At 70.8% G+C, this 18,092-nt stretch carries 15 protein-coding genes and 1 pseudogene; 10 read left to right on the top strand and 6 right to left on the bottom strand.

What is annotated here, in order from left to right; translation table 11 throughout:
* Positions 1-58: 58 nt before the first annotated feature.
* The 3 genes from DN069_RS15755 to DN069_RS15745 form a co-directional block, all read right to left on the bottom strand.
* The gene (locus DN069_RS15755; protein WP_111501678.1) at positions 59-466 is read right to left on the bottom strand and encodes a (deoxy)nucleoside triphosphate pyrophosphohydrolase; all 408 of its coding nucleotides are present in this window, start codon (positions 464-466) and stop codon (positions 59-61) included.
* Between the two features lie 122 nt (positions 467-588).
* Positions 589-1,032: an RpiB/LacA/LacB family sugar-phosphate isomerase gene (locus DN069_RS15750; RefSeq protein ID WP_111501620.1), complete on the bottom strand. Its 444-nt coding sequence runs from the start codon at positions 1,030-1,032 to the stop codon at positions 589-591.
* 19 nt (positions 1,033-1,051) lie between these two features.
* Positions 1,052-2,236 (bottom strand): acyltransferase family protein, encoded by a 1,185-nt coding sequence (locus DN069_RS15745; RefSeq protein ID WP_207892167.1) that lies wholly within the window; start codon positions 2,234-2,236, stop codon positions 1,052-1,054.
* A gap of 301 nt (positions 2,237-2,537) precedes the next feature.
* Here DN069_RS15745 and DN069_RS15740 point away from each other — a divergent pair, with 301 nt between their 5' ends.
* Positions 2,538-3,539, top strand: coding sequence for a glycosyltransferase family 2 protein (locus DN069_RS15740; protein ID WP_111501619.1), 1,002 nt, complete (start codon positions 2,538-2,540; stop codon positions 3,537-3,539).
* Positions 3,540-3,549: 10 nt separating this feature from the next.
* Positions 3,550-5,922, top strand: coding sequence for a hypothetical protein (locus DN069_RS15735; protein WP_111501618.1), 2,373 nt, complete (start codon positions 3,550-3,552; stop codon positions 5,920-5,922).
* A gap of 41 nt (positions 5,923-5,963) precedes the next feature.
* On the opposite strand, the gene DN069_RS15730 is transcribed toward DN069_RS15735, so the two are convergent.
* Positions 5,964-6,638, bottom strand: coding sequence for a TetR/AcrR family transcriptional regulator (locus DN069_RS15730; protein WP_111501617.1), 675 nt, complete (start codon positions 6,636-6,638; stop codon positions 5,964-5,966).
* A 117-nt stretch (positions 6,639-6,755) separates the two neighbouring features.
* On the opposite strand from DN069_RS15730, the gene DN069_RS15725 reads away from it, so the two are divergent.
* The 8 genes and pseudogenes from DN069_RS15725 to DN069_RS15690 all read left to right on the top strand — a co-directional run bounded on the left by DN069_RS15725 (position 6,756) and on the right by DN069_RS15690 (position 15,312).
* A complete protein-coding gene (locus DN069_RS15725; RefSeq protein ID WP_111501616.1) occupies positions 6,756-8,996 on the top strand; it encodes an MMPL family transporter in 2,241 nt (746 codons plus the stop codon).
* Positions 8,997-9,162: 166 nt separating this feature from the next.
* Positions 9,163-9,708: a DUF6230 family protein gene (locus tag DN069_RS15720; RefSeq protein ID WP_207892166.1), complete on the top strand. Its 546-nt coding sequence runs from the start codon at positions 9,163-9,165 to the stop codon at positions 9,706-9,708.
* 225 nt (positions 9,709-9,933) lie between these two features.
* A complete protein-coding gene (locus tag DN069_RS15715) occupies positions 9,934-10,569 on the top strand; it encodes a DUF6230 family protein (RefSeq protein ID WP_111501614.1) in 636 nt (211 codons plus the stop codon).
* Positions 10,560-12,284, top strand: a complete 1,725-nt coding sequence (locus tag DN069_RS15710) for a DUF6114 domain-containing protein (protein ID WP_111501613.1) — start codon at positions 10,560-10,562, stop codon at positions 12,282-12,284. The genes DN069_RS15715 and DN069_RS15710 overlap by 10 nt, the downstream gene beginning before the upstream one ends.
* A gap of 56 nt (positions 12,285-12,340) precedes the next feature.
* A pseudogene (locus DN069_RS15705) lies at positions 12,341-12,544 on the top strand (DNA/RNA helicase domain-containing protein); the annotation flags it as partial.
* Between the two features lie 61 nt (positions 12,545-12,605).
* Positions 12,606-12,875 (top strand): type II toxin-antitoxin system Phd/YefM family antitoxin, encoded by a 270-nt coding sequence (locus DN069_RS15700; protein WP_111501612.1) that lies wholly within the window; start codon positions 12,606-12,608, stop codon positions 12,873-12,875.
* A complete protein-coding gene (locus DN069_RS15695) occupies positions 12,868-13,131 on the top strand; it encodes a type II toxin-antitoxin system RelE family toxin (protein ID WP_111501611.1) in 264 nt (87 codons plus the stop codon). The genes DN069_RS15700 and DN069_RS15695 overlap by 8 nt, the downstream gene beginning before the upstream one ends.
* A gap of 492 nt (positions 13,132-13,623) precedes the next feature.
* Entirely contained in the window at positions 13,624-15,312 is a 1,689-nt protein-coding gene (locus DN069_RS15690) for an APC family permease (protein WP_165845515.1), read from the top strand.
* Here the strand turns inward: DN069_RS15690 and DN069_RS15685 are convergent.
* Positions 15,309-17,069, bottom strand: coding sequence for a hypothetical protein (locus DN069_RS15685; RefSeq protein ID WP_111501609.1), 1,761 nt, complete (start codon positions 17,067-17,069; stop codon positions 15,309-15,311). The genes DN069_RS15690 and DN069_RS15685 overlap by 4 nt on opposite strands.
* Positions 17,066-18,091 (bottom strand): hypothetical protein, encoded by a 1,026-nt coding sequence (locus DN069_RS15680; RefSeq protein ID WP_111501608.1) that lies wholly within the window; start codon positions 18,089-18,091, stop codon positions 17,066-17,068. Before DN069_RS15680 ends, DN069_RS15685 begins: the two co-directional genes overlap by 4 nt.
* Between the last annotated feature and the right edge of the window lies 1 nt (position 18,092).

Raw genomic sequence — 18,092 nt, 5'->3', positions numbered from 1 at the left:
GAGCGCCCGCGCGGCGGAGCCGCACATCAGCAGACCCTCGCACCCCTGGGTGGTGCAACTACAGCATCTGCTCGACGTGCGGCAGCGCGAAGCGGTCCTGGGGGAGCCAGTCCACCGAATCCAGCGTCGTGGCGTCGAGCCAGCGGAGCTGGTCGTGGTCCTCCAGGGGGTGGGGGTCACCCGCCAGTAGGGACGCAGTCCAGATCTGGAGCTCCAGCCCCGGGCGGACCTCGCATGCGCCCGGGAGGCGTTCGCCGGCGCGGGCGACGACGCCCAACTCCTCGCGGAGCTCCCGCTCCAGCGCCGCCGGCACGGTCTCACCGGGTTCGACCTTGCCGCCAGGGAACTCCCACCGGCCCGCCAGGGCCTCCGGCGCCGAACGGCGGGCCGCGAGGACGTGACGCCCCGAGGCGTCGAAGAGGGCCGCGCCCACCACCACCCGAACCGCGGGGGTCACCCAGTACATCTGCTTGTGCCCCCGCGCCTCGAACTCCGTCGCAGCAGCCTCCGCCTCCGCGCGGGCGTCGAAGCGCGCCATCTCGACACGGTTGCCGTTGTCGTCCTGGCGCATCAGGATCCATCCGCCGCTCATCCCAGGCCGATCCGGCCGAGATGGGCGATGTTCTCCTGGTCGTCCGGTTCCTGGCTGGGCGCGGCGTCGAACCAGGCGTCGAGGATCTCCGAGAGCAGCGCCGCCGAGGTCAGCCGCAGGCTCAGCGCAAGGACGTTGGCGTCGTTCCAGCGGCGGGCTCCGCCCGCGGTGTAGCCGTCGGTGCAGAGCGCGGCGCGGACGCCGGGGAGCTTGTTGGCGGCGATGGACGCGCCCGTGCCGGTCCAGCAGCAGACGACGGCCTGGTCGGCGCGGCCCTCGACGACGTCGCGCGCGGCGGCCTCACTGCAGAAGGCCCAGTCGGCCTTCTCCTCGGGCTGGAGCGCGCCGTGCCGCAGCACGGAGTGCCCGCGTCGCTGGAGCTCCGCGACCAGCAGGTGCGCGACGCCCTCGTCCATGTCGGAGGAAACCGAGATCCGCATACGGGAAGCGTAACTTCAGTCAGCCGGCCTGGGCCGGTTCCCCGTTCCGCCGGACCGCGGCGAACGACGCGGCCAGGCCGCGCTTGAGCAACGGTGCGAAGGGCCGCTCCACGAGCCGGTGCAGCGCGTACGCGACGGTCAGCATGATCGCCAGCGAGACGGCGACGGTCGGGTACGGCGGCAGGTACCGGCTGAGCCGGGTGATGAGCTCGAAGCCGATCTCCTGGTGGATCAGGTAGAGCGGGTAGGTGAGCGCGCCCGCGACGGTGAGCCAGCGCCAGTTGATCCGGTTGAACGCGCCCACCGCGGCCAGGCCGACCAGCGCGAAGGAGAGGGTGACGACGCCGGCCGCGAGCTTCCACGACAGGGGGTGGCCCGCGCCGTACTCGTTCGTGTGCAGCATGATCGTGATCCGGTTCAGCGCCATCAGCCAGCAGAAGCCGACGATGCCCCACAGCAGCAGGTTCTGGCCGAAGCGGTACATCAGGAAGAACGCCATCCCGGCGATGAAGTACCAGGAGTACTGCGACTGCACCACGGCGTCGAGCAGCGGGAAGTTCACCGAGGCCGAGATCAGCGAGAGGAATCCCCAGACACCGCAGAACGCCAGCACCCGGCGGTAGGTGAGGCCCATGGCCACCACCACGCCGAAGATGATGTAGAAGCGCAGCTCGATCCAGAGCGTCCAGTAGACCGCGTCGATGTCGTTGACACCCAGGGGCGCGTGGGCCATCGAGAGGTTGGTCAGCACCCGCATGAGCGAGGGCCTGCTGGTGTCGTTGCCCCAGCGGTGCGGCGCGAAGTACAGCACCGCCGAGGTCAGCAGCACGGCGACCCAGTAGGCGGGGAAGAGCCGGGTGACCCGGGAGGTCACGAAGTCCCCGACGGAGCGGCCCCAGCAGCTCATGCAGATGACGAATCCGCTGATCAGGAAGAACAGTTCGACACCGAGCCAGCCGTAGGAGCCGAGCGCGTGGCCGGCCGGCATCAGGTGCGCGGTGGTGCCGTGCCAGATGTCCGGCCACCGCTGGACGCCCATCCAGTGCCAGGAGAGCACCCCGAGCGCCGCGACCAGCCGCAGCCCGTCCAGGACGTAGAGGCGCGGACGGCGCGTCGACTGCGCCGGCCGTTCCGGACGCTGGGGGGTCGCCCGCACGTCGACGTTCCGGTCGGCGGCGAACGCCTGCTGAGGGATGGTGGTCACAACTGTCTCGCATCCGACCGTAGGCGAAGGGAGTTCGACCTCCCTCGTGAGCCCCAGAGGATACGACAGTCGGACGAACGCATCGAGTGGCCGAACCGTGCAGCCTGTACCGGAACGGCCTGTGTCACACCTGGCGACCCGGTAAGAATTCGGGAAGAGGTATTCGAACCAGTCATCACCAATCGGTCAAACGCAGTGATTTCGCGGCCGTTCCGTTCACGGAGGGAGTGCTCGGAACTGGTATTTTGACGCCCCCTCGCCCGCCGGGCGCCCCTCGAAGACGGAACGGGTCTCCTCACTCATGTCCGGTCCAGCCCCGCTGCTCTCCGTCGTCATACCGATCTACAACGAGCAGGACGCGCTGCCGCTGACCGCAGCGCGGCTGCGCCCGATCCTGGACGGCATCGGGGGCAGCTACGAGGTCGTCGGCGTGGACGACGGCAGCGGCGACGACACCGCGCAGGTCCTCGACCGGCTGCAGCTGGAGTGGCCCGAGCTCCGCGTGGTGCGGCTGCGCCGCAACTCCGGCCACCAGGCCGCGCTCACCGCGGGCCTGCACCGCGCGCTGGGCCAGTACGTGGTCAGCATCGACGCCGATCTCCAGGACCCGCCAGAGAAGATCGTCGACATGCTGGCTCTGGCCCGCGACGAGGGCTTCGACATCGTCCAGGGCGTCCGCGACGACCGCAGCTCGGACACCTTCTTCAAGCGCAGCACCGCCGCCGGCTACTACTCGGTCATGCGCCGCCTGGTCGGCCGCGAGATACCCAAGCACGCCGGGGACTACCGCCTGCTCAGCCGCGCCGCCGTCGACGCGCTGAAGTCGCTGCCGGAGACGCAGCCGGTCTACCGGCTGCTGGTGCCCTGGCTCGGCTTCCGCAGCACCTCGGTGACCTTCCAGCGCGAGGAGCGCGTCGCGGGCACCACCAAGTACCCGCTGTCCAAGATGGTCCGGCTGGCCGTGGACAGCATCACCAACTTCTCCGCCGCCCCGCTGCGGCTGGCGACCTGGCTCGGCCTCGGCAGCTTCCTGCTGGCCGCCGTGCTCGGCGTCTACACCGCCGTCGAGCAGATCCGCGGCGCCACCGTGCCCGGCTGGGCCTCGCTCTTCATCGCCGTCGTCTTCTTCGGCGGCGTGCAGTTGGTCTGCGTGGGCCTGCTCGGCGAGTACGTCGGACGCATCTACTCCGCCGTGCAGGGACGGCCCGGCTACTTCGTCGGCTCCGACTCCGCGGACGTCAGACCGTCGGCGGTCGACGAGGCGCCGCAGGCCCAGGTGCACATCCCCACCCAGGTCGGCTGACGAGACCCCGATGGCCACACCACAGGTGGACGCACCCGTCCCGACGACCGTCGACGAACCCGCACCCGCGGCGGTCCGCTCCGGCGGCGTGTCCCGCTGGCTGCCGGCGGGCACCGCCCTCGCACTGCTCTACGCGGCGCTGCTGGCGAGTCACACGGCTCCGCTCGACCTCGCCAAGTACACCTTCTACGCGGGCTGGGCGGTGCTGCTGCCCGGCACCCTGGTCTACCGGGCGCTGCGCCGGACCCCGCACACGCTCGTCGAGGACCTCGGCCTCGGGGCCGTGACCGGCCTGGTGCTGGAGCTGGCGGCGTGGGCGGTGTTCACCGGGCTCGGCATCCAGTCGGCCGCCGTCGTCTGGCCGCTGGCCGTCATCGGCCCGTTCGCGCTCGTTCCGCGCCTGCGCCGGCACTGGCGGCCACGGAGCTGGGCGGCGACGCCGTCGCTCGGCTGGTCCTGGGCCGTGGCCGGCACGGTCACTTTCACCACCGTCTACGTGTACCGGGTCTTCCTCGCGGTGAACCCGGTGCTCCCCGACCCGGCCGCCGGGGAGCACAACCGCCAGTTCATCGACCTCTCCTACCTGCTCTCGCTCGCGGGCAACGCCAAGCACCACGTCCCGCTGACGCTCCCCCAGGTCGCCGGCGAACCGCTGGCCTACCACTGGTTCACCTTCGCGCACATGGCGATGAGCAGCAGCATCGGGCACATCGACCTGCCGGTCGTCGAGATGCGGCTCATGGTCCCGGCGTTCACCGCGCTCACGATGATCGTGACCGCCGTCGTCGCGTGGCGGCTCAGCGGCCGCCCGTGGGCGGGTCCGGTCGCCGGGCTGCTCTTCTTCGCCATCGGCGAGTTCAACGCCGTAGGCGGCCCGGGCAGTTACCCGTTCGGCTCCCCCGAGACCTCGGTGATGGTCTGGGCGAGCCTGTCCTTCACCTACTGCCAACCGCTGCTGCTGGCCCTGGCGGTGGCGATCGGCGACGGCCTGACCGGCGCGGGCTCCCCCCAGCCCGGCCAGCGCTCGGTCCCGGCCTACGGCCGTGGCGGACGCTACGCGCTGGTGGCCCTGTTCGCGCTCGCATCGAGCGCCGCGAAGGCCACCTCGCTCCCGGTCACCCTCGGCGGTCTGGCGCTGGTCGGCCTGGTGCTGCTGGTCCGCAACCGCCGCGTCCCGTGGGACGTGGTGATCCTCGGTGCGATCGTCGCGGCCGCCCAACTCCTGGCCACCGCCGTGATCTTCGACTTCCAGAGCTACGGCCTGGCCGTCCGGCCCTTCGCCAACCTCGACTTCTACTGGTCGAACCCGCACCAGCTGCGGTCGACGGCCGGTCAGGCCGTGGTCGCGGCCGGGGTGTGCCTGGCCTTCCTGCTCAACACCCAGCTCCGCGTCGCGGGCATGCTGCCGCTGCTGACACGCCGTCGGCTGCGCCTGGAGCCCGTGCAGTGGCTGCTGGTGGGCAGCGCGGTGGCGGGTCCCGCCGCCTACGTCGCGCTGAACGGCTGGAACGCGAGCTACTTCACCCACGCCGGGCTCGCCTTCGGGGTGATCGCCTCGGCCTGGGGCTACTGCGAGGCCTTCGAGCGGGCCGCCTACTCGCCCCGCGCCAAGGCCCTGCTCGCGACCGCCTCGGTCGCCGGCGTCGTCGCGCTGACGGTGCTGCTCGACCTCGGCGCGCACCGCTGGCAGGTGGTCACCGCCGACCTGCTGGCGGGCGGCCAGAAGCCGCGCTCCTACAGCGCCCTGCTCCCGATGCTGGGCCTGGCCGCGTCCCTGGCCCTCCTCGCGCTGGCGGGCGGGCTGCTCTGGCGGCTCGCGTCCCGGCGCTTCGCCTGCCTCCGCGGGCGCGGTGGCGTCGTCCTGCTGACCGGCGCGCTGCTGGCGGGGTCACCGACCCTGCTGCTCGACCTGGCCCACCCGACGGACGGGCTCTCCTCCTTCGGCGCCTACCCGCTCCCCGCCTCCCGCGTGGACACGGCCCGCTGGATCCGCGACCACAGCTCGCCGGACGACGTCCTGGCCACCAACTCCCACTGCGTCACCCGGGACGACTTCGCCCGCCCCGACGAGCCCTGCGCCACGATGGAGTCGTTCTGGCTGAGCGGCTACTCGGAGCGCTCGGTCCTCGTCGAGGGCTGGGCCTTCGCCCCGCGCGTCCAGGGCGGTTCACCCGACCCGGCGTTCTGGGACCCGGCGCTGCTCGCCCTCAACGACCAGGCGGTCACGGCTCCGACGGCGTCCCTGCTGCAGCAGCTGCACACCCGGTACCACGTGCGGTTCGTCGTCGTGGACCGGCGGATCGGGCACGAGTCCGCGGCGCTCGGGAGGCTGGCGGCCCGGGTGTACGACAACGGCCGCATGGCGGTCTACCGGATCGGCTGACGCCTCCCGCCGAGGCCCGCGCTCGCCGCTTCGGCGTCGGCTCAGGCCTCCGCGTCGAGGCAGGCGAAGGCCTCCCGGACCAGCTCGGCGGGGTCGACGGACGAGCGCTCCGCCTCCGGCAGCCGCCCGTAGGCCAGCCGCACCGCCCGCAGCACGCCGACGCCGGCCCGGCTGAGCACCGAGGCCCGCAGGGACGCGGCCTCCGCCGTCGCGTCCGCGCCCTCCCTCACCAAGCGGTCGGTGAGGGCTGCGGCCACCGCCTCCTCCATGTCGAAGAGCAGGTGCCGGTCACCGCTTCCATCGGTCGGTGTGACCACGCGCAGCGGGCCGGAGGCAGCGAGCAGTACCGCGGGGTTGGCGCCGTTGCGCCGGGCGACCTCCAGCACGGCGTTGCGCAGCGCGGCCAGCGGCGGCTCGGCGGCGGGCCGCCGGCGGATCTCGGCGGCAAGCAGCGGCACCAGGTCCCGGACCTGCTGCAGGACCAGGCTCTCCTTGCTGGGGAAGTAGCGGAAGAAGGTGCGCTCCCCCACCCCGGCCGCGGCGGCGATGTCCCGCACGGTCGTCGACTCGAAGCCGCGTTCCTGGAAGAGCTGTCCGGCCGCCTCGATCAGCGCCTCGTGCGTGCGGCGCTTGTTCCGTTCCCGCCGCCCCTCGGTCTGCTCGGTCTGCTCGGTCTGCCCGCTCAGGGGCGGGACTCCTCCTGCGGTCGTGTCCACACGGCGAGTATCTCAGCCTTGAGGATGAAACTGGCAGTTCTGCCACTTTGCTAGCGTGGCAGAACTGCCAGTTTTTTCGCGAGACTCCTGTCTTCCGGATCCCCGAGCGGAGCCCCCATGCCCACCCTTCTCCACCGCCTCGGCAGGTTCGCCTACCGCCACCGACGCAGCGTGCTCGCGCTCTGGCTGGCCGTGGTGGCCGCCGTGGTCGCCTGCACCGTCGCCTTCGGCGGCAGCGGCAAGTTCGACAACACCTTCTCGATCCCCGGCTCCGAGTCCCAGCAGGCCCTGGACCGGATGAAGACCGACTTCCCGACCTCCTCCGGCACCAGCGCGCAGATCGTCTTCACCGCGCCGGCCGGCCGGCAGCTGACCGACCCGGCGGACGCGGCCGCGATCCGCTCCGCCCTCGCCGCCGCCTCCTCCGCGCCGCAGGTGGCGCGGGTGATCAGCCCGTTCGACGCGCACACCGTCTCCCCCGACGGCAGCACCGCCGTCGCGCAGGTCCAGTACGAGGTGCCGAGCAGCGGTCTCGGCTCCGGCTCGCTGGACGCGCTGCAGTCCGCCGTCTCGGTCGCGGGCACCGACCGGCCGGGCCTGACGACGGAGGTCGGCGGCGCCGCGTACGGCAACGCGCCGGGCAAGTCGAACAGCGATCTGATCGGCATCGGGATCGCGCTGGTCATCCTGGTCATCACCTTCGGCTCGCTGCTCAGCGCGGGCATACCGCTGGCGACCGCGGCCTTCGGGGTGGCCACGGCGATCTTCGGGCTGCTGTCGCTGACCGGGGTCGTCGCCATCTCCTCGACCGCGCAGAGCCTGGCCCTGATGATCGGGCTGGCCGTGGGCATCGACTACGCACTCTTCATCGTCACCCGTCACCGCTCCCAACTCGCCCACGGCATGGACCCGGAGGAGTCCGCGGCGCTGGCCGTCGGCACGGCCGGCAGCGCGGTGGTCTTCGCCGGGCTCACCGTCGTCATCGCCATGGCGGGCCTCACCGTCGTCGGCATTCCGTTCCTCACGGCGATGGGCCTGGCGGCGGCGGGCGCGGTGCTCACCGCCGTCCTGGTCGCGACCACCCTGCTGCCCGCGATCCTCGGCTTCGCCGGCGCCCGCCTGACACCCCGTCCTGGCTCCCGTGCAGCCCGCCGGGAGGCCGCGGCGGACGGCCACGCCCCCGCCGCGCGCCAGGGCAGGGCCGCCAACGCCGCCGAGGGCTGGTTCCGCCTGGTCACCGGCCGCCCGCTGCTCACCCTCGTCGCCGTCGCGTTCGCGCTGGGCGCGCTGGCCTGGCCGGCGCACTCGACCAAGCTCGCCCTGCCCGACAACGGCACCGCCCCGTCAGGGAGTTCGCAGCGCGTCGCCTACGACGAGATCAGCAAGGAGTTCGGGCCCGGCTTCAACGGCCCGCTGCTCGTCCTCGCCGACACCGGCGCGAGCGCCGACCCGCGTCAGGCCGCCGGGCAACTCGCCTCGACCCTGCGCGCCCTGCCGGACGTCGCGGCCGTCGGCAAGCCCGTCCTCAACCCGGCCACCCACTCGGCGCTGATCCAGGTGGTCCCCAGGACCGGCCCCAGCGACGACGCGACCAAGACCCTGGTCACCACCATCCGCGACGACCGCGCCGCGATCCAGCGCCAGACCGGCGCGACGATCCAGGTCACCGGCAGCACGGCCGTCCAGATCGACGTCGCCGCCAAGCTGAACGCGGCGCTGCTGCCCTTCGCCTCGGTCGTGGTCGGGCTCTCGCTGCTCCTGCTGCTCCTGGTCTTCCGCTCGGTCGTGGTCCCGCTGAAGGCCGCCGCCGGCTTCGTCCTCTCCGTCGCGGCCACCCTGGGCGCGGTCGTCTCGGTCTTCCAACTCGGCTACCTGGGCGGCCTGTTCGGCCTCGACACCACCGGCCCGATCAGCAGCTTCCTGCCGATCCTGCTGCTCGCCGTCCTCTTCGGCCTCGCCATGGACTACGAGGTCTTCCTCGTCTCCCGCATGCGCGAGTCCTACACGGCCACCCGCGACCCGCTCCGGGCCATCCACTCCGGCGCCCGCCACAGCGGCCGCGTCGTCACGGCGGCGGCCCTCATCATGATCTCCGTCTTCGCCGCCTTCCTCGGCACGGACAACCTCATGCTCAAGCAGATCGCCTTCGCCCTGGCCACCGGCGTCCTCCTGGACGCCTTCCTCATCCGCATGACCTTCGTCCCGGCCGTCCTCGCCCTCACCCGCCACTCCGCCTGGTGGCTCCCGAAGTGGCTCGCCCGGCTCCTGCCGAACCTCGACATCGAGGGCGAGCGCCTCCAGCACGCGACCACGCGTCCCGCCGCGGACGACGGTTCCCGGGTGCCGGAGGCCGTGTGAGCCACAGCTGGAGCAGTCCGCATTGCCGATCGGCAGGGCAGCGGCTGCAATGAGATGACCGACGCCTCTCGATGGGCAGGTGGTCGCAGTGAAGACCCCGGGCTTCCGCCGAACCGGCCATACGAACTGGAAACGCGCGGCCCTCGTGGCGGTTCCGACGGGGATCGTGTCCGCCGTCGTGATCGCCGGAGTGGCCGCCGGGGCCGTGCCCGTCGCCCTGGCGGTGTCCCCGCAGGCCTTGTCGCTCTCCGGGCAGACCTTCCAGATCTCCGCCGACCGCCTCGACGGGCAGGGCTTCACCCAGTACATCGCGGTGGACCACACCCGCGGCGACCACCCGCTGGCGCTGTCCGGCATCGCCTCCGCGGACCTGCACAACCTGTGCCAGTCGGTGGTCGCCGACATGCCCGGCGTCGGAAAGGTCACGCTCCGGATCACGGCGGGTGGCGGCGACAAGCCGGCGCACGCCGACCACCTGGTGGTGCACACCGACGACCTGGCGGGCGACACCTCCTTCCAGGACATCGTCATCGGACAGGACGCCTCGACCCTCAGCGGCCTCGCGGGCGGCCCGGCCGGTGGGTTCGGCCTGCAGGCCGGACACGTCCACATCGACCACCTCCGCCAGCGGGCGACCGGGGTGAGCGCCGGGACGTTCCAGCTCACCGGGCTGCACCTGACCGTCAAGTCCGGTGCGGACCCCTGCTACTGAGCAACTTCTGCGACGCGCCGCACTGGTCCGTTCGGGTCGGACCGGTAGCGCGTCAGGGTGGCGCCCGGGTCAGGCGGGTGACCGAGGGCGGCGCGTCCGCGTTGGCAGAACGGCGCAGCCGCAGGTTCTGACGGACTGGGATCTCCGCCCCGGCCTCTCCTCGCGTCACGGAAGCGGCGACTGCTGCTCCCGACATCCGCTGCCACGTGACCAGGAAGCCCGAAGATGACCGGTTCGCAGGAGGCCCGCCCGCAGGGCCGTACCCGCTGGGCGCGGTTCGCCCTCGTCATGGTGCCCACGCTGGGGGTGTCCGGGCTGCTGCTCGGGGCGCTGGCGAGCGGAGCACTGGCCGCCTCCTTCGGGGTCTCCGCCAACTCGTTCACGGTGTCCGGGCAGAGCTTCCAGATCAGTGCCGACCGGCTCCAGGGGCGTGGCTTCGAACAGTTCGGAGTCGTGGACCAGGGGCGGGAGAACTCCTACCCCGAGGCGCTCACCGGGATCGACTCGGCCGATCTCTACAACCTCTGCCAGTCGGTGGTCCAGGACGTGCCGCTGCTCGGCAAGGTGACGCTGCGGCTCACCTCGGGCACGGGGGAACAGCCCGCCCACGCGGACCGCCTGGTCGCGGACTCCCACGACCTCAGCGGCGACGCCACGTTCAGCAACATCGACATCGGCCAGGACGCCTCGACCGTCACGGCCGTTCCGGGCGTGAGCGGCGGCGAGGGCGGCTTCGCCCAACAGGCCGAGACCATGCGGATCGACCACCTGAGGCAGCAGACGCGGTCCGTCAGCGCGGCCACCTTCAAGCTGCCCGACCTGCACCTGACGGTCGGCCAGGGAGACAATCCGTGCTTCTGACCGTGCGCGCCGCCTTCCGGGAGTGGCGACGCAGCCGCCCGTTCTGGGCCGGACTGTGGACGGTCATGGCCGGCGTCGAGATCCTCTCCATCCCGCTGGCACCGCTCGGCCTGCTGATCCACGAGGGCATCGCCGGCGTCTCCGGCGCGCTGATCGGCGTCTTCCTGGTGATCCTCGGGATCACTCTCTGGCTGGCACCCGCGTACCGGGTCTTCGCCGGGATCGCCACGCTGGTCTTCGCCGTCGCGTCGCTGGTGCTCTCCAATCTCGGCGGCTTCCTGATCGGCTTCCTCCTCGGCGTCGTCGGCGGCTGCCTCGCGGTGAGCTGGGTGCCCGGCGGCAGGCCTTCGGACGGCGACGGCGACGGTGACGGCGGCTCGGACGTGCCGGGCCGTCCGGCGCCACGCCCGGCCCCCGGCCCGTCAGCCGGTCCGTCAGTCGGCCCGTCAGCCACCCCTGAGGGAGCACCGGCCAAGGGAGGGAGTGGCGTCCAGCGAACCGCCCGGCTGGGGACCCTGGGCATGCTGCCCGTCGGCGCCCTGCTGGCGACGGTCCTGCCCCCTCACTCGCCGACCGCCCACTCGGCGTCCGCCGTCGACGCGGCGGCCGGCCCGGCGTACCCGGCGGCGGCATCCGGGCAGGACCCACGGACCCGACAAGGGCTGTCCGTCTGCTCGTTGCTGAACGGGCTGCTGGCGGCGGTCGGACCGACCAGGAACGGAGTCGGCAGCGGCCTCACGCTCGGGACCGCGACGCCTGGCGGCAGCCGCACCGGTCGCCCAAGCGTCCACGCCGCGATTCCGGCCCAGCGCACCGACAGGCCGGACGCGAGTCCGCCCTCACCCGACGCCCCGCAGGGAACCGTCCACCCGCCCACGCTGGGCGGGCTGTTGTCCGGGGTCACCGGCCTGCTCGGCCTGCACGCGCCTCCGGCGGCCGGCGGGCTCGGCTCCTCGTCGGCGTCCGTCGACGTGTCCCTCCCCACGCTGCCCGGCGACGGCGGGATGAACGTCCTGGCGTCGGTGTTCCCGCTGCACCTTCACCTGGGGACCGGTCAGCAGTCCTCATCCGGCTGCACGTCGGACCTCTCCCTCGGCCTGTCGGCCGACGCCCAGCGCATCGCCGCGCGAGCGGCGGCGCAGCCCGCCCGGGTGCGCACCCCGCTGCTGGTGCTCACCGGCCTCACCTACCACGGGATCGGCGAGACACCGACGGCGTTGGGACCGCAGCGCGTCCTCGTCTTCACGGCGTACCAGGTCGACATCGACGCCCTGCGGCAGACCGCGCCCTTGCTGCCGCCCTCGTGCGGGCTGCCGAAGGGCTCCTCGTCCTCGGCCCTCCTGCCGCCGTTCGCCCCTTTCACGGGCATCCCCGGCATCGGCCTGCCCGTCCTGGGGATCGGCCTGCCGGGCATCGGCCTGGTCGACCCGAACGCCCCCGGCCCGTGGTTCCCGTGCCAGGGCACCCTGGAAACCGACGGCGCCCCCAGCGGCACCACGACGGCCTCCGGCCCGGTCGTGCTCCTCACCCGCGTCCTCAGCGGCAACCTCCTCGGCCTCCTCCCGGTCACCTTCACCCCGGACATGCCCCCACCCCTCCCGCCCGGCCTCACGCTCCCGATCCCGCTCTTCTTCACGGACGTCACCGCGTTCAACCAGTCCCTGCAGGCCCAGGAGTTGGACGTCCCCGAACTGCACCAGACGGCGTCCCGCTGACGACCGCCCACCGCGCGCGAGACAGGTTGGGCTTCCCCTCCGCCACGCGGAGAAGCTGGGTCACCGACCGCACGGCGTCCAAGGATCCGGTCTTCAAGAAGTCCACCCCGGACACGGACGTGGACCGACTGATCCGCAACACCTACAAGGTCCTGCTGACGCGCGGAATGATCGGCACAATCGTGTACTCGATCGACGCCGAAACCCGGCAGAAGCTGCGCGACCTGACCGGCGCAGTCTCAAGCCACGCGGCGGTGTGACCTCTCCGAAGAATCGGTGGAGCCGTTGTGTACACATGAGACACTCGGTACGCTTGGGCACATGACACAGCCCCTGCCCATAGAGTCCATCCGCGATGTCCGGGCGCACCTGGCCGAGGTCGTGGAACGAGCCGACCGTGACGACGTACCCACGGTGATCACGCGCCGAGGCAAGCAGGTGGCCGCTGTGGTCTCCATCGACGTGCTCCGGAAGTACCAGCAATGGGAAGAGCGCGAGATCAACCGGATCATCGACGAGCGCATGGCCAATCCGGCGCCCGGCATCCCGATCGAGGACGTCATGAGCGAGACACTGGCGCGCAGTGAGTGAGTACCGCACCGTCTTCCGGCCCGAAGCTCAGGCCGAACTTCGCAAGGTCCCGCGCGACATGGCCCTCCGAATTCTGGCGAAGCTGACCGAGCTGGAGAGTGACCCTCTCGGATTCAACACCGCCGCCCTCGTCTCCCAACCCGACCGTCACCGCCTACGTGTGGGCGACTACCGCGTGATCTACTCGATCGACAACGGCGAGCTCGTGGTATGGGTCCTGCACATCGGGCATCGCTCCACCGCGTACGACACCTGAGCACGCCTGACGTCGGAGCAAAAAAGATCCATGGCCGATCCTGCGCAGGACGGACGAAGGGGCCGGACTCTCGCGAGTCCGGCCCCTTGACGCGATCACACGTTGAAGCGGTACATCCGGTCCAGCGCAGTCACCTTCGGAATCGCCCGCGCTCGTGGCCGTACCCAGCACCGATCCAGCACCGTCGGTTCCGTCCGTAGCGCGGCGTCAGGCGAGTGCGGGCCTGCCGCAGCCCTTCCTGTACTTGTGGCCCCAGTCGCACCAGCACGGTCCGTTGCGGGCCGGCGGCCAGGGCATGGCCCGGCCGAACTGCCCGAGGTCTGCCGCGTACTGAACACGAGCTTCGGATGCGTCGGGCGCGACGCCGAACGTCTCGGTGATCCGCATGGCCCTGTGCCTGACGAAGCGTCACTCATACCGTGTCGCAGTGGGTACGCTGTGGACGCCGTGCGGGGCGCAGAGGGGCAACCGCGAACGCCGAGGGAGGGCCGGTTGAGCGTCCAGGAGACGCGCCGCGACAACAGGCGTGCAGCCGCGCGGACCGAGGACGAGCAGCGGCGGCTGTCCCTTCTCCAGCTTGTCGGCCTGGCGGCCGGAGGCGTCTTCGGCTCCGGGTGGCTGCTCGGTGCGCACAACGCGTACGACACGGCCGGCTCTACCGCCTGGATAGCCTGGCTGGTCGGCGGTTCGCTGATGCTGTTGGTCGCCTGGGTCATGGTCGAATTGAGCAGCGCGGCGCCCAAGACCGGCGGGCTGATCTTTCTGCCGCTGCAGAGCAGTGGCCCGCTGGTCGCGACCGTGGTCGCCGCCGGCCTGTGGATCTTCTACTCGATCAACCTGGCCAGCGAGGCCGTGGCGATGACCCAGGGCCTCTCGTGGAACGTCCACCGACTCCTGGTGCGTCACCAGCACAGCACGACGCTCACCCCCGCCGGCTGGGCCTACACCCTGGCCTTCATGGCGGTGATCTCCGCCGTCAACCTCATCGCCCCACGGATCCTGTTCCGGCTCTACACCGGCCTGACGGCCGCGAAGCTGGTCGTTCCGGTGTTGACGGTCGCCCTGCTGGTCGCGCCCGGCATCCACCACGACGGTCTGCCCCCCAGCCCTGACCACGGCGGGGGCGGTTTGGGAGCGGTGCTGCCCGCAGTGGTCAACAGCGGCGTGATCTACGCTTACGTGGGCTTCCAGGCGCCGCTCGACTTCGCCGGGAACATCAAACGGCGGGGAATGGGCGAGGCCGCCCGACTGCGCTGGGCGGTCTTCGGGACGATAGCCGCCTCGACCGCGCTCTACTGTGCACTCCAGGTGGTGTTCACCAGGTACCACCTGTCCTGGTCCCCGGACAATCCCGAGTCGCCCTACGCCCATTTCGCGTTCGCCGCCTCATTGACCTGGCTGGGCTGGCTGCTGCGGATCGACGCCGTGGCCTCGCCCTTCGGCGCCGGGCTCGTCTTCGCCCAGGCTGTCACCCGGGAGGTGGCCGCGCTCAGCCGTGCCCACCTCACCCACCGGGGCCTGCAAAGCGCCCGCAACGCCTCCCTGAAACAGCGTTACGACGTCTACTGGCTCGTGCTCCTGGTGGATTTCTTCATCGGCGTGATCGTGCTGGAACTGGTCGGCGGCGACTGGGACGCTCTGGTCGCGATCACCGGCATCCTCACACTGATCGTCTACGCCTTTCCCGGCGTGGTTCTCGTTTCGCTGCAGAGCCAGCTGGCACAGCACTCCCGACGGCGGCGCGATCTCAACACCGTGCTGGCACGACTGAGCTTCGCCCTGATCGCCCTGATCCTCTACGGCGCAGGCTGGGCGTCCATGTGGCGTGGCATGGTGGCCCTCGCCTCCGGCAGCCTGCTGCTTCTGTTGCTCCCCGTCCTCTCCCGCCAGGTTCCGGCCCTCGGGCGCGTCTACGACGCCAAGGAGCACGTGTCGCAGCTGGCCCGATGGCGCACCGAGCCGCCCGCCAGGGCAGCATTTGGACTGATCGTTTACCTGGGCGCCTTGATGCTGCTGACCTTGTTGGGCAACTCCTCTGTGCGAGCGGACCGAGAGTTCCCGGTCGGCGTGTGCGTCTTCTTCCTGGCGCTCGCGGCCTTCGAGTTCCTGGTCAGGACCTCGCGGGCACACATTCGCAAGGAGGCCCCCGTGCTGCCTGCCCCGCGGCCTCCCACCGACTAACGCAGCGAGCGGACGACCTCCTCGGCCTCGTCGTCGTATCCGTTGTCCTGCAACAACTCGACCGCTCGCTCCCGGGCGTGTGTGTCCGACCAGCGGCCCACCGTCGCACGCAGTAGCAAGAGCCTCCGCTGCTCGTCCAGTGCGACGCCGGACTCCCGTAGCCGTTCCACGACGATCAGGACGTCTTCCGGACGGATGCGCTGCTCGTTCTCCAGGTAGCGCTCCAGCAGGTCCCAGCCGTCGTTGTCCGACCCCGCGGCGAACAGAAGCAATGCGATCTCCGCGACGGCCCGCGCGGACCCGGACGGTGCATGCATCGAGTCGGACGGGTCGGCCAGCTCCTTGAGAGCGAGGAAGACACCGTCCCGGCGACCGTCCGCGCGCAGCTCGGTGAGGTACCTGACGAACGTTTCGAAGTCGGCGTCGCTCACGCTCACAAGTGTGCGCGCGGTGAGCTTCCGGGCGATCGTGCGCGCCACTCGGTAGCGGTCCCGGGAACGGGCGACTTTGCCGAGCAACTGGGCCAGAGCGGTCCCGGACCAGCCCTCGACGTGCTCCGCCGCCGCGATCCAGAGCAGCTGCCGGCAGTCCGCCTGGCCGGTCTCCGGGAGGAAGTTGCCCAACGTCCCGTCCAGTACCTCGAGCCTGCGCAGGGCGCGCTTCTCCTTTTGCTCCTCGGTCTCCTCCTGCATCGTGCTCCCCGGACCGCAGGCGACGATGTCGGTCAGCAGGTCCTTGGTCGACCTGCTGAGGAGAGCTGAGCTGTACCAGGCGGTGACCAGCTCGGCCAGATCGCCGATATCGGGGCGCGACGCCGCATGCTTGCGGATCTCCTCGCACTTCTCAGGGCTCACCCGCGTCAACTGTCCGCAGATGTCGACGACGTGGTGTCGGGACAGACGAGTGCCCACGTGCTCGACCAGGAGTCTGGGGCGATCCGTCTCGCTCGCGATCAGCCGAGCGACGATGCGCCTCGTCTGCTCAACGAGATCGGAGTCCTCCAACTGCACATCGACCCAGTGCTCCAGAATCTTCTCAGCGGGGCTGAGCTGGTAGAGCGCCCCGACCAGGTCGTGGAACTCCGCCGGGTCGGTGTCTGAGGCCTGCGTGGTGCCGTGCTCGTCGATCGCAATCAGGGTGAGCTGGAGCAACGTGGCGGCCTCTACGACGCAGCCCTCATCGCGCAGCAGCAAGTAGAGCAGGGCCTTGTCGAGATTGGTCCGCCCGGAACTGGGCCGCGCGAAGACGCGCAGGGTCTTGTCGACCAACTCACCTTTCCCTCGGCACTCCCGGACGAAGACCGCCACGTCCGGGGCGGTCCGTTGGCAGGCGACATCGTGGACGATGCTGTCCGTCAGCGGCGTGCCTTGACTCGAGGCATCGCTCCGCTCGACATCCCACTGTTTGCCTGCCAGCTCCGCGGCGCTCTCCGGGCTCCGACACAGCGCGGCGGTGGCCAGCATGTTGGCGGAGTCCCAGTAGCTGAGCCGTCCCTCCTCAGAGGGAGCCCCGGATCCGGATGCCGAGGGCCCCGACGCCGCCTTGAGCAGGTCGTCGATGGGGCGCCCGATAGCGAAGGCGTGAAGCAGCCGGAGCGCGGTGGCCGGCTGGGGCTCCTCGCCGTCCGGACCGACCCGGATGGCCTGGACGCGCTTCACGAAGCTTCCGATCGAGCCGTTGCGCACCCAGTTGGGACCGAACACCGGACCGCCGGTGGGCACGCCCGCGGAGCCCCTGCTCGCCTGCTCGTCACTCATGCACGCCGCGCCTGTTCCACCCGGTTCCAGTAGCGGGCGAAGGTGTTCGGCTTCTTGAACCGCTGGTCGGCCTGCTCATCGAGATGTCCCGCGAGGCGCTGACTCGCTTCGTCCTTCCGCCTGCTCAGACGACCGACCACGTCCCCAACCATCTCCTCGTTCCTGAACAGTTCGTCGAGGAGATAGTCCTGGTCGAGCATCAGGTGCTTGATCCAGTCCTCCACGTCCGATGGAACCCGGCTTCGGTCGCGGTGGAGGCGATGCTTCCGGTTGGTGAACAAGGGGATGTTCTCGCTGGCGTCGTTTAGAAGCATGCCCGGCCGATTGTGGTCATGCTCGGTCATCTTCAGCTTCACCGCCTCGCGCAGCAGCCCGATGGTGAGCCGGTCCTTGGGGTCCGTGGTGCCGTCCCGCAGGACGTGCAGTAGGTGGCCGCTGAACGGCGTGCACTCTCGCAGCGCGTCGGGCAGGCTGGCACACCCCTCGGCGTCCGCGGCCTCCACGTCTTTGACGGCCGTGAAGACACAACTGCCCTTCTCGCGCCGGCCAAGCACGCCAGGAAGAACCTTCCCGTCCTCGTCGCCACCCAGGGTGGGCAGCATGTTCGAGTAGCAGCAGTCGGCAATCAGGACCTTCAAGCCAGCCCTGGCCTGGCGCATGGCGCGGTACAGATACCAACTGGAGAGCCATGTCCAGGGCTTGTCCTTGTACGACGACCCCACCGAAAAGTGCACCTGACTGCCGGGGATGTCACTCCAGTACCGGCCGTGGCCGACGTAGACGACCAGGAGGATGTCGGCCTCCTCCGTCGCGGCGGCCTCCTCGTGGAGCGCGTCCATGACGCCGCCGACCGTTCGGACCTCCTTGGCACTGAGGACGCGACACCGCTCAGGGCCCCACATCCCGTCGTCGGCAAGCACCTTGCCGTACATCTCAGCACTCGCGAGGATCGTGGGATGGCCGGGAATGCCCGAGCTCTCGGCGTACTCACTCGGTCCGATCACCAGCGCTCGGGAAGCCATC

Source organism: Streptacidiphilus pinicola (genome assembly GCF_003258295.1).
Classification (GTDB): Bacteria; Actinomycetota; Actinomycetes; order Streptomycetales; family Streptomycetaceae; genus Streptacidiphilus; species Streptacidiphilus pinicola.
The sequence above is the reverse complement of the archived record's forward strand: the minus strand, read 5'-3'. Positions and strand labels throughout refer to the sequence as shown.